Here is a 13,454-nt window from a genome sequence, read left to right as displayed (position 1 = left end):
ACCAAAGAAACAACGCAAAGAAACAACGCAAAGAAACAACGATAGCTAAATTATAATCTATTGAAATAACATTATGCTATGTCAGATACAAAAAAAAGATGATAAGCGGGAAAACTTATCATCTAGCTATACCAATTAAATAATTAAGCGCGGAATGAAACCATAAACAAGTGTTCCAATAACGATGGTCGTTTAGTTACTATTATTACTATTGATAATTTTCACACTCTTACGGGTTACTAATGTTGGCTCAATTTGAATAACTTGCGTATCACTTGCTTGATGATCTAAACGGGTTAATAACGTTTCAACCGCAGCTTGTCCTAAGTGATACTTTGGCTGGTGAATGGTCGTCAATGCTGGTGATATAAATTTAGCAATATGAATATCATCATAGCCAATTATCGACAAATCATCAGGAATACACATACCGCACTCATTAGCTGCATTAATAACGCCCATTGCCATCATGTCATTGGAAACAAAAATAGCACTGGGTAACACGCCATGTTGCTTCATTTCCATAAAAGCATCATAGCCACCTTCGCATTCAAAATCAGACTCAATGATCCAATCAGCATTAAAGGTTAAGCCCGCTTCATTCATCGCACGTTTATAGCCTTCATAACGCATTTGAGCTTGATGCCGAATCAGTGGTCCGGTTATGCAACCAATATCAACATGACCCGATTCAATCAAATATTGGGTTGCCATATAGCCGCCCCGCAAAGAATTATCTTGAATCTTATCACTAGTAAATAACATTGGTCCCCAATCCATAACGACAACAGGAATATCAGGGTATTGTTCAAAGACATCAATACGTTCACCTTCTAATGATGAACACATTAAGATCAAACCATCAACGCGCTTGTGTAATAAGGTATTGATAGATTCGCGCATCCGCTGGTGATCACCTTCGGTATTACACAAAATAAGGCTATACCCATTTTGATAACAACTACGCTCCACACCCTTAACAACTTCACCAAAAAAAGGATTAGTCGATGTCGTCACTAACATACCAAAGGTTTTAGTACGATTAACCTTAAAACTACGTGCTAATACTGAAGGCCCGTTATAATGGAGTTCTTTAACAGCACTATTTACTCGTTCTGAAATCTCGTCACTAACAAAGCGAGTCTTATTAATAACATGGCTTACTGTTGATGTAGAAACCTTTGCTAATTTTGCGATATCTTTCATCGTTGCCATGTTATTTTTCCTTTATTGAGCCATTACGTTAGCTATTGTTGCTGAGCCAGAAAATCTTCAACTTCTTTACGGGTTGGAATCGACGTTTGAGCACCAAAGCGAGTCACTGAAATAGCCGCAGCAGCATGAGCAAATTTAATCGCTGATTCTAAAACTAAACCGTCTAACAAACCAGTCACGAATGCACCGTTAAACGTATCGCCCGCCGCCGTTGTATCTGTTGCTTCCACACGGAAACCCGCAATAATATCTCCACGACCGTCTTGGCTTAACCATACGCCTTTGGCACCAAGGGTGATCATTACTGTTTGAATCCCTTTAGCATGCAGAATATTTGCCGCTTGTTGCGCACTCTCAGCATCAGTAACCGTTACGCCAGTCAGCACTTCAGCTTCAGTCTCATTTGGTGTGATCATATCCACACACGCTAATAATTCATCAGACAATACGCGCGCAGGAGCCGGATTTAAGATCACAATGGTATTCGCATCTTTGCCAACTTGCGCTGCTTTTTCAATACCACACAATGGTGTTTCCAATTGCATTAATAAATAGTCAGCTTGACGAATACGCTCTAAATCAGGCTCAATCGCAGCAGCAGTTAACTTAGCGTTAGCTTCTGCAGAAAGACAAATACTATTCTCACCGCTATCTGACACTTGAATCATTGCAATGCCAGTTGGACAATTAGGTTGCATTTTCACCGCAGTGATATCAATACCGTCCATTCTGAAATTTTCACGAATATTGATCCCAAATGAATCATCTCCTACACAAGCGATAAAGCCGATATCTGCATTTAAACGTGCAGCAGCCACCGCTTGGTTAGCACCTTTTCCCCCAGGAATAACTTGATAATTACGACCATGAAGCGTCTCGCCTGGACGTGGGAAAGAAGGGACTTGCAGAACATGGTCAGCGTTAACACTACCTAATACCACTAACTTATTCATAGGATTTTCCTCGGCTCTTAAAGAGCCTTTCTAATAGAACATAACAAAAATGGATGATTTTAATTTTTAGCTGAATTAACCGTTAAAATAAAAAATCAAAAGCATCCATTTTACTCTCTCCTACCATCACTAAATAACATTCAGGAGAGAGTAAATACACATTATAACGCTTGGCAAATACCCGTACGTACGCTAAAGCAGCGTTCTTCATTCGGTTGAAGATAAATCAAAGAACCCTTCTCTTTAGCCGCTAAAAAGCCTTCAGGTCGACAGGTTGCAGGTAATGCAAATGCCGCAACTTGTTGATCACCACTGCACAATAACCATCGTGTCGCACAATTAAACTCATGAGTATCAAACTCGGTTTGCAGGTACTTATCAGCATCGATCTGCATCTTAAATACGGCTTTGTCGGTATAACGCGCAATATCATCCATGCAATACACCACTTCTGGATCATGCATTTCAGGTTTATCTAATATAGAAATAGGTGCTGATGTTTTCAAACTTTCATTATATGCCAACCACTGCGCTGTCGGTTGTACGTGTGCAGGCACAGTTTCACGTAACATTAAGGCACTATCTGGAATATTCTGCGTCATCACTGCATTTTCAACATACGTCGCGTTGATGTGACACATATACTGCAACGGCATATTCACAGTGGCAAGATTTTTCACCACCATTTTAATATCAAATAAGCTAGCATCTTTATCTAACTGTACCGAAGGCATTGCTAAATAATGATCGCCAAATCCCATTACATATTCATAAGAGCCTTTGATAACAACACGATCATCATTAATTTCTAACCATGCAGTATCCATTGTTGCACAAGGCATTTCACCATGTAATACATGATCATCTTGTGGCGATGGGCATCCCATACGGATCATGCCCGCATGAAAAGCAAAGCACCCATAGGTTTCAACTACTGTTTTGGCAAATTTGGGCTCAGAGAACATATTTTTCATGCATAAATCAGTATTTAAAAACTGTGCATCCCAAATCATCTGTCCCATAAAAGGCAATACCACTAAATGTCCTTTGGCATTTTTAATTTCAATCGCATGAACACCTGAATGATACAGGAAGCTATGAATTTCAAAATGTTCAGACTGAGCGATTAAGGTTCTTTGTTTGGTGAAATTTTCTTTATATAACGGTAAGGTAAACATATTCAATTCCTCGCAAAAACTGACCACCCATGTTTGAGTGGTCATAATAGAACATTACGCTTTAGCAGCTACAAAGTTGAATTGTTGCTTGTATTTCTTTTCATTCATAAAGTAGACAAACACGACGGCGAAACATAACGCACTAACAATGAATGAAGATTGTAAGCCAATATTATCGGCAAGTAGACCTTGAATCACTGGAATCGCTGCGCCACCGATAATAGACATCACCACAAAACCACCTGCAGTTTCTGTGTAACGTGTATCAACAGATTGTAAAGTAGAAGCGAAAATCGTTGCCCAACAAGGTGCAAATAAGGCTGACGTACCGACAGCAACCCAAACAGCGCTGAAGTTAGGAACAAAGGTTACGTACATCAAGCAGAGAAAGCCAATTGCTGAGTAACCCATTAATATATTTTCTTGTGCCGTTTTAGTGAATAAGTAGTTCGCTAATAACTTGCCCAAGAAGTACATGATAAAGGCATACAACAAATAGTTAGCCGCATCATGCTCAACCATATTAGGATCTAGTTCTAATGCTAAACGAATCGTAAATGACCATACTGCGACTTGCATACCAACATAAGCAAACTGAGTCACAATACCTTTGAAGAAGCGTTTATTGCCCATTAAATAAGACAGTGTCTCACCAAATGATGGCTGGTTATCTTTAGTGTCTGTTGCCGCTTTACAATTAGGATATTCAGTCATCGCAATCAAAATAGCGATCGTTGCGATTACACCGACTAACCATTTGTAAGGTTCTAATGTTTGTTGCAATACTTGATCTTTAAACGCTTCAAGCTCTGGACCTGTTAATGTTGCCATCATATGACCAACATCGACACCATCTTGGAAAATCAAGTGCTTACCAAGTAATAAACCAATGATATAGCCCATTGCATTAATGGTATGAGAAATGTTTAAACGTAATGTCGCCCGTTCAGGCTCACCGATCATTGCAGAATAGGTATTACATGAGGTTTCAAGGAACGACAAGCCAATAGCAATACAGAAAATAGCGGCTAAGAACATGGTGTACGTACCCGCATGAGATGCAGGAAAGAACATCAAGCAGCCAAAAATATACAGCGCTAAACCAAGTAGAATCGCTAATTTATAAGAGGTTTTTTTTACAACCATTGACGCTGGAATTGCAACTAAAAAGTAAGCGCCATAAAACGCCGACTGGACCAGCGCTGAAGCGAAATTAGACAAATCAAAAATTGATTTAAATTGCGTAATCAAAACATCATTCAGTGCAGCGGCGGCAGACCAAAGCGCAAATACTGATGATAATAATAAAAATTGAAATATAGGGGTTCTATTTAAAAAACCATCAGCATGTTGAATTGTATTATTTTTAATAAACATAATTTATCTTCCATAAATAATCACTCTGACCAAAGAGCATGATTTTTAGAGGTTGTTTGCTTGATAATCATCAAATCTTTCAATCGTAGGATAGGATGACTGAGTCCCTTTTCCGGTGACTGAAAGCCCCGCGAAAATAGACGCCTTTGCCAGTGCTAATACCACATCCCCGGTTTGAGTAAAGAAATGTGAAAAACAACCGATAAAAGCATCACCTGCGCCTGATGTATCAACCGCATTCACTTTAATTGGCTTAGCAAGATATTCACCTGTCTTGGATATCCACAGTGAACCACGTGATCCCATCGTCACAATCAGATTCTTTAAACCATGTTCAAATAACATATTCGCAGCTTGATTGATCTCTTCAATCGTTGAAACAGGCTTACCTGTTAATATTTCAAGTTCAGTTTCATTGGGTACAAAAAAATCACATTTACAAACATATTCCAGAGATAGTTCAGGTATGGCTGGCGCCGGATTGAGTAAAACAGTGATATTGTATTTTTGACCAAAATCAATCGCGTGATAAACCGTTTCTAAAGGCACTTCTAGCTGCAAAACAATCATATCGACATTTTTCAATTCCGCTTCCGCGGCATCAATATCTGCCGGAGTAAGATAATTGTTTGCTCCTTTTACAATTAAAATGGAATTTTGTGATGTAGTTGTATTAACAAAAATAGGCGCAACCCCCGTACTAACACCGCTCACTTTAGTCACAAACTTTGTATCTATTTGTTGACTGCGATAATTTGCTAAACTCATCTCTGCAAATTGGTCATCACCCACTTTTGATACCATAACGACTTGTGCGCCTAATTTAGCAGCCGCGACCGCTTGGTTTGCGCCTTTACCACCATTACCAATCGCAAATGCTGTCGCTTCAAGTGTTTCTCCACTTTTAGCGATACGATCACCATAAGTAATTAAATCAACATTAATCGAACCAATAACCGCAATTTTTTTCATATTAAATATCTTCTAGTTACGTTAAAGAAATAAACGAAGCTCACTTCCTCAATGATTTAAAAAACGACACCAGCTTGGAAAATAATATTGGCATACGGCGTATATTCTCCTGTTCTCACAACAGCACGACTTTGCGCAGTGCGTTGCTTAAATTCTTCATGAGATAAATATGAAATATGAATCGGCTTAGCCGTTACTGTACTTTCTTGATCTAAAATAGCTAACAATGCTTGATGATGAGCAGGACTGACTTCAGCAAACTCTGCGGCCATAATGACACCTTCAATTTGTGATTCTGACAAAATCACTTTCACCGTATCAAGAAAACTTGGTACACCATGGGTTAACGCAAGATCAATACGTTTTACATGTTGAGGGATCGGTAAACCTGCATCACAAATAGTGATTTCATCTGTATGTCCTAGTGTTGCCACAAGGTATGAAAGCTCTGCATTAATTAGCGTACTTTTTTTCATTTGGTAGACCTTCTTGTTACACGTTATACCTCTCAAATTTTCTGCCTTAGTATTGATGTTTTTTAAGTGGCAGAAAAACATATCGAAACGTTTCGATGAGGATAATAAACGGACTCAAATTTTTCACCAGAGCAAAATAGAGAAGGTGTGAGAAGGATCGCTTTCAACTGCAATAAAATAACTAAAATATCTATTTAGCTCACAGTTTTACAATCGAAACGTTTCGATATTAAAAAAGTATCATATCAATCTGTATACGATTATTTATAAAAACACACTGGTATTAATAATTAAGCGCATGATTTATAAAATAAAAAGCCACATTCAATTAAGAATATGGCTTTTTTATCACGCATGATTACAAAACAGCGTGGTTATACTCGTCGATACGGCAAATAGACCGGTTCCCACATATGTTCAGCTAATGCTTGCTCAAGATCTTGATCTCGTAAGTGACAACAAGCATCTGTTGCTTGCATCTGAGCTAAAATTGAATAAGCAACATGAATAGAAACGGCTTTCAACGCACTAATGCGAGGGTAAATACACCCATTTGCAATATCTTCATCACTTACACACTCAGCAAGTGCATAAGACGCAGTGGTAAACATATCTTGAGTAATTTTTGCCGTTTGCGACACAATAGACGCCAAGCCAACACCAGGGAAAATAAAGACATTATTGCCCTGTCCAATGCGGTATTGATGCCCATTATATTCTACATCAGAGAATGGACTGCCGGTTGCGACGATAGCTTGTCCATCACTCCAATGATAAATCGCTTCAGGAATAGCCTCACAATTGGCGGTAGGATTAGAGAGTGGGAATATAATCGGTCGTGGCGTATATTCCATCATTTTCTGAATATGATCAGCAGTAAATGAACCACCAATACCACTGGCGCCTAACAATACGGTGACTGGATGGTTATTAATAAGCTCGGTTAAACTAATCTTACCCAACTCAGCGGCATGCCATCCGGCAGAAATTGAACGTGATTTAGCATAGCGACGTTTATAATCTTCTAAACCATCGCGATCATCAAACACGACGCCTTTAGAATCAAGAATGAAAATCTTCTCACGAGCAGAATGATGCGTACAACCTTCTTTTAGTAACCCTGCATAGATTTGATCAGCAACTCCTACGCCACCCGCGCCAGCGCCGTAGATCACATAGGTTTGATCCACTAATCGTTCTTGTTTGATCTTACATGCACCCAAAATACCGGCAAGAACAACCGAGCCAGTACCTTGAATATCATCATTAAATGATGGCAAACTATCTTCGTAATCACTTAGATTATCAAACGCATTGGCTTTACTAAAATCTTCCCATTGCAATACTGCTTTTGGAAAATGGCGTTTTACTTGTTGTACAAATGATTTAATAAAGCGTTTATAAGCACCACCACGAAGTCGTTTACGTGAAATGCCTAAGTACATTGGATCATCAAGCAGCTCTTGGTTATCAGTACCTACATCTAACACAATCGGTAAACAATGGGCAGGGTGAATGCCAGCACCTAAAGTATAGAGTGATAACTTACCAATCGGGATCCCCATTCCGCCAACGCCTTGATCACCAATGCCTAAAATGCCTTGGCTATCGGTTACGACAATAATTTTAATGTCTTTACCCATAAAATGGCGCGACATCTCACCCATTGCACCGACATTATCTTCAGTAATATATAACCCACGTGCTTTTTGATAACGATGGCTAAATTCTTGACATGCTTTGCCGACAGTAGGGGTATAAATGATGGGCGTCATTTCTTCTACATGGCGAGAGAGTAACGCATAAAAAAGGGTTTCATTACGCTCTTGAAGCGAACGTAAAAAGAGGTATTTTTCAATATCCGTAGAAGCATTACTAAAGCCGTCATAGACACGGTTAAGTTGATCATCAAACGTTTGTACTCGCGGGGGTAATAATCCCGTTAATTGAAAAGCATCGCGCTCTTCTTGAGTAAAAGCCGTACTCTTATTTAAAGTGCGATCATTGAGTAACTCGGTGCCTGTTAATGACACAGGACGAAACACGTTCCCTTGCGAATCTTTCCATCTGAGGTACTTACCGATAGTCATATTCTATCTCCGTATATAACAACCATAGCAACACACTTTATGATCACAGATAACCATAACGACAGTTATACGTAATGATAAAGCCATAATATAAAATGGAGTGTATATCCAACCACTTTATAAAAATGTGAACAGTCGCATTTTTAATCATATTGACGATTAAAAATACCCACTTAATTAGTTTGCTATGCTGAGTTAGTTTGTTATACGAAGAAAGGGATCAATAAAACATTATTCAAGACGGCCAAACAATCAAAAGACTTAATTTTCGCTCAGACTAAAGATTTTCACGCCTAATCGCGACTTTATCACAACAAAATGGCGTAATCTTTAGATTATCACGCGCCTGTAGATCAGCATCACTATACAGCTGATATTTTAATCGCTGAAAAAAACCATTCTTATAGTTAACACCTGTAGTACTGATAATGGCCAATATCTGCTGAAATTCAATATATCTAAAATCATAAATCAACTGCAATTTATGTGATGAGTTAATGTTTACTGACTGAATATATTGGTTGGTCTTCAATGTGGCTAACATCGCTTCAATGCTCACACTCGAACCTGTGATATAGCAACAACGATGATGGGGTTCAATCACGACAGAGGGTTTCATTAGCTAGACCTTATTGCCAATAAGAAGCAATTAATAACAACACAAAAATTACAGCAATAAACTTCAATAATAACCCTAAACTTGCCCCGCCTTTTGGGGCCTTATTACAACAACTCATCTTAACCTCTACTCTCTGCTATCAATCTATTTAGTAGCATCATAAAGATTACACTTAGGGGAAGGTCAATAAATAGATACCTAAAATTACGACTTAAAAGGCAATAACTATTGCAAACATCACTAATATAATTAACGGCAATAACTAAAACTATCACTCAACAAAATATAAATATAAATATAAAAAAGGCACCAGTCATTAACTGGTGCCTTTCAATAAATACGTTAATATCGGTAATTACATACTTTCGATATTTCTACCTGATGTTTCAAAACGGTATTTATGCGTTACCCATGCGCCTAATAATGACGTCACAACTAGGCATAATAAGAGCGTAAACACACCAATTCCATGTAATAGAATAGGAAATAAGAAAGCCGTTAAAATAGCACCAAATTTAGCAATTGATGCTGCAAAACCTGCCCCTTTCGCTCTGATTTTCACCGGAAAAATCTCACCTGAAATCAAATATGTTTGTGCATTTGGGCCTAAGTTATTCATAAAATTAAATAACATAAAACCTAAAAACAGCATGTACATCTGATAATCACCATGCATTTTCACTGAAACAGCCGCACACAGTAAACCTACTGCACAACCAATAAAACCATAAATTTGCAGTTTCATACGGCCAACAGATTCTGAAAAAATAATCGCACAGATAACACCAACAATAAGCAAGCAGTCAATGACAGCAGTACCTTTTGCTAAATAAACCGTATTAGCAATGATGTTATGTAGCGCGTCACCACCCGTTGCTTGATGAGGATCAAGTACAGATGCAAGAATAACAGGCGTAAAAATACCAATACCATAAGTACCAAGATCTTGAATAAACCAAGGCACTGATGCCAAAATAGTTTTTGCGCGATATTTTTCCTTAAATAATCGCTTATAACCATGTATCCAAGAAGTTAATTCAACTTCGTCACTCGGTACATCTTCAATTGGCATTGTCGACTGTTGAGATCGCTCTAATAATCGCTTAAGTGATATTTCAGCGTCAGCCTTACGATTTTTAGACAAAAGCCAATGCGCACTTTCTGGAATAAAGAAACGTGCAACCGTAATCGCCAACGATGGAATCAAAGCAATAACATACATCAACCGCCATGCATTGATGTCGTTTACGTACGTCAATACAAAAATACCGGTTAAAATACCAAGCAAAACACCAATAGACTGAAATGCAAACGCACCCAAAACCAACTTACCGCGGTTTTTGGATGGAATACTTTCAGATATCATTAAGTGCGCCGTAGGATAATCACACCCTAAAGCTAAACCAATGCCAAAGTTAAACACTACAATACTCAAATAAGACTGGCTAGTCGCCATACCTATCAAGCATATAGAGAGTAAAGCCATCTCAATAATGAACATTCTCTTACGTCCATAAAGATCAGATAGCCCACCCAGAGCACTTGCTCCAATTAAAATACCAAACAGAATCGAGGAACTAATTATACCTTTCTGTAGCTCTGTTAAATGAAATTGTAGGGTCAATAATGGTAGGGTTAACCCCATCATAAAAACGATCATACCCTCAAAAAACTTGCCAAATGTTGCTAATAACCAAATTCGCCATTGCACACGTGTCATTGACATTGAATATTTATTAGTGACTGAATTACTGATGGATATTCCATCAATATAATTCTGGATCGTGTTTTTCGGTTGAATCTCTATTTTTTGATTCATGTTAAAATCAACAATGCTTATTGTCTTAATTTAGACGAATATCAGTATTAAAGTTGGCTGTATATAAACATATATCACAACCAAAGATGAAATTTATTTTCTAAATGCCATTAACCGTCATTATGAACCCATGATTGCCTTGTTGACTACAAGATGCTAATAAAAATTCAAAACCAAGCAAAAAATAAAAGATAATCAAAGAGTTATATTTAAATAAAAAACAATAAAAATAGTGTCTAGTTGTCTATTTTTAGGTTTATTTTATATTTCAAGATCAAAAATAAAATATAAAATACTATTTATTATGTCTATATAAACTAATATTTGAACAATATTAGTTATTTTTTAATACAAATTAAATCAAACGACCTTTCATTTGCTCATTTTATTAGAAAAAAAACGCGCCTCAAGTATGATTATACTTTCTCGTTGTTAATTAAAAGACACGCTTCATTTATATGATCACAACAAAATATAAATACATTATTACACTCCAGTAATTATTATTACAATATTAGCACCTGTAACATCAGCTTATTTACATGTCGTTTTAACTTCATAAAGACTACAAATTTTTAAAGTCACATTAAATCTAAGCATTAGAACGAGAAACATAATCAATCTATAAAAAACATCATTTATTTATCAAATAAAACAACTTGTTTCATTTAAATTATTTTGATACGTTTACAGCATGAAAAAGATAACAAGCACTATCTCATCCCTCTTCTTTTGGTGGCGTTCTTCATAGAGCGGCGCTGAATAGAGTTATCTTTTTATTTCTATTTCATTTTGCCGCCGGAAGGTTGCAAATGAATACGCTTAATCTTATCCGTATTTCCTCACCTCTCCGGCCGCACTTTTTCGGAGAAGCAGATGAACACTCAAGCATCAATCACACCAGATCAACATCAACCGATTATTCTTACTGGCGATCGGGCAACAGGTCAGCTCCATCTTGGTCATTACGTTGGCTCATTACAGCAACGGGTACAATTACAGCATCAATACCAACAGAATATTTTAGTGGCTGATATGCAAGGTCTTACTGACAACGGTCATAATCCACAAAAGGTCGCAGACAATATTCTTAATGTTGTGGCTGATTATTTAGCGGTTGGTATTGATCCAAAACTTACCACAATTTGTCTACAATCTGCGATTCCCGCTCTTGCTGAATTAACCATGTATTACTCTAACGTCGTTTCTATTGCACGTTTAGAACGTAATCCTACCGTTAAAAGTGAAATTCAATCTAAAGCTTTCGGCCGTTCTATTCCTGCTGGATTTTTAACTTATCCTATTTCTCAGGCAGCGGATATTACTGCATTTCGTGCAAGTTTAATTCCTGTCGGTGATGACCAATTACCGATGCTTGAACAAACAAATGAAATTGTCAGAAAAATAAACACCATTGCAGGTAAGAATATTTTAGTTGAGTGCCAACCACTATTGAGTAAAGTCGCTCGCTTACCAAGTACTGATGGTAAAAATAAAATGTCTAAATCAATGGGTAATACCATCACATTAGGTGCTGATAGTAAGACTATTTCACAAGCGGTAAAATCAATGTATACCGATCCTACTCATCTTCGTGTTGAAGATCCTGGCTGCGTTGAGGGCAATATTGTATTTACTTACCTTGATGCTTTCCACCCAGATGGCGCTTATATTGAAACGTTGAAACAGCAATATCGTCAAGGAGGTTTAGGTGATGGAACAACAAAAAAAATATTAGAACAATGCCTACAAGATTTAATCTCACCAATACGCGAACGTCGCGCTGATTATTTAAATAATAAAGACTATCTCATTGAGGTGCTAAAGTCTGGCACTGAACATGCTAACCAACAAACCCAGCAAGTTTTAACGGATATTAAAACTGCCTTTGGTTTGAATTTATTTTAATCATTAGCGATATCTATAACCGCTAAATATAGGTATCGCTTTTAATTAACACACTCTATTAATATATTAAATAATAGCACTAGCAATTAATTAGCCTTTTTATTACCAGAAAATCACTGTTATTTATGCATAGATATTAGTATTAAAAATACCTTACTTTATTTTTAATTGTGATCCCTTTAAAATACTCCATTTTATTCATTATAAGATAATCATTCATGACGATAAAATCACTCACTATTACACTTATATTATGCTCAACGGTAAGTGCATGCTCCGTAATGAATGAACAAGAATGCCAAGCGGCAAATTGGTCAGCTTTAGGCTATGTCGATGGTTCACAAGGGGCATCAGCCAATCAATTTAATGAACGAAGCTCTGCGTGCTCTGAATATAAGGTTCATGCTAACTTTAACCAATATCAAGCAAGTTATCAGCAGGGATTAATAACATACTGCACTGAAAGTCATGGCTTTTTTGTTGGTTCAAATGGCAATAGCTATCTTGGTGTTTGTCCACAATCGACCTCTGCTCTATTTTTACGTGGTTATCATAAAGGACAACAATTATTCACGTTAAAAAACAAAGTGACTCAAGCCGAGCAAGCATTACAAAATGAACAATATGATAGTGAATATCAACAACAGCGATTGACTAAATTAAAAAACAGTATCATTTACGATAAGTTAACGGCTCGTGAAAGACAGCAGAAATTAGAAAAAATAGAAGAAATCAATCAACAACCTAATTTAATAAAAAAGAAAAAAGCACAATTAAATCGATTAAAAAAAGAATTAGCTAAACTAGAATTAGTGCAGCGTGATTGAAAATATCTTTTTTATTAAAT

Annotated in this window: 11 protein-coding genes; 2 read left to right on the top strand and 9 right to left on the bottom strand. The window is 37.1% G+C overall.

The features are described 5' to 3' along the window. Positions 1–192: 192 nt before the first annotated feature. From CIK00_RS13610 to CIK00_RS13570, 9 genes are all read right to left on the bottom strand, one after another. Positions 193–1,215 carry a substrate-binding domain-containing protein gene (locus tag CIK00_RS13610; protein WP_101769386.1) on the bottom strand — a complete coding sequence of 341 codons (1,023 nt, stop codon included), beginning with the start codon at positions 1,213–1,215 and terminating at the stop codon, positions 193–195. A gap of 32 nt (positions 1,216–1,247) precedes the next feature. Further along, positions 1,248–2,168 (bottom strand): ribokinase, encoded by a 921-nt coding sequence (gene rbsK, locus CIK00_RS13605; protein ID WP_101769385.1) that lies wholly within the window; start codon positions 2,166–2,168, stop codon positions 1,248–1,250. A gap of 161 nt (positions 2,169–2,329) precedes the next feature. Continuing rightward, the gene (locus CIK00_RS13600; protein ID WP_233426566.1) at positions 2,330–3,391 is read right to left on the bottom strand and encodes an aldose 1-epimerase family protein; all 1,062 of its coding nucleotides are present in this window, start codon (positions 3,389–3,391) and stop codon (positions 2,330–2,332) included. 9 nt (positions 3,392–3,400) lie between these two features. After that, positions 3,401–4,723 (bottom strand): L-fucose:H+ symporter permease, encoded by a 1,323-nt coding sequence (fucP, locus tag CIK00_RS13595; RefSeq protein WP_101769383.1) that lies wholly within the window; start codon positions 4,721–4,723, stop codon positions 3,401–3,403. 45 nt (positions 4,724–4,768) lie between these two features. Next, positions 4,769–5,695, bottom strand: a complete 927-nt coding sequence (rbsK, locus tag CIK00_RS13590) for a ribokinase (protein WP_101769382.1) — start codon at positions 5,693–5,695, stop codon at positions 4,769–4,771. Positions 5,696–5,751: 56 nt separating this feature from the next. Continuing rightward, positions 5,752–6,171, bottom strand: a complete 420-nt coding sequence (gene rbsD, locus CIK00_RS13585; protein WP_101769381.1) for a D-ribose pyranase — start codon at positions 6,169–6,171, stop codon at positions 5,752–5,754. 374 nt (positions 6,172–6,545) lie between these two features. After that, positions 6,546–8,261: an NAD-dependent malic enzyme gene (locus tag CIK00_RS13580; protein ID WP_101769380.1), complete on the bottom strand. Its 1,716-nt coding sequence runs from the start codon at positions 8,259–8,261 to the stop codon at positions 6,546–6,548. 277 nt (positions 8,262–8,538) lie between these two features. Further along, complete coding sequence (locus tag CIK00_RS13575) at positions 8,539–8,880, bottom strand: hypothetical protein (RefSeq protein WP_101769379.1); 342 nt, start codon at positions 8,878–8,880, stop codon at positions 8,539–8,541. A 355-nt stretch (positions 8,881–9,235) separates the two neighbouring features. Continuing rightward, on the bottom strand, positions 9,236–10,699 hold the full coding sequence (locus CIK00_RS13570) for an MFS transporter (protein ID WP_101769378.1): 1,464 nt from the start codon (positions 10,697–10,699) through the stop codon (positions 9,236–9,238). Positions 10,700–11,575: 876 nt separating this feature from the next. On the opposite strand from CIK00_RS13570, the gene trpS reads away from it, so the two are divergent. Next, entirely contained in the window at positions 11,576–12,607 is a 1,032-nt protein-coding gene (gene trpS / locus CIK00_RS13565) for a tryptophan--tRNA ligase (RefSeq protein ID WP_101769377.1), read from the top strand. A gap of 281 nt (positions 12,608–12,888) precedes the next feature. Beyond that, the gene (locus CIK00_RS13560; RefSeq protein WP_232576679.1) at positions 12,889–13,434 is read left to right on the top strand and encodes a DUF2799 domain-containing protein; all 546 of its coding nucleotides are present in this window, start codon (positions 12,889–12,891) and stop codon (positions 13,432–13,434) included. The last annotated feature ends 20 nt before the right edge of the window (positions 13,435–13,454 follow it).

Source organism: Photobacterium carnosum, from assembly GCF_002849605.1.
Taxonomy (GTDB): Bacteria; Pseudomonadota; Gammaproteobacteria; order Enterobacterales; family Vibrionaceae; genus Photobacterium; species Photobacterium carnosum.
This window is presented reverse-complemented; position numbering and strand designations above follow the sequence as displayed.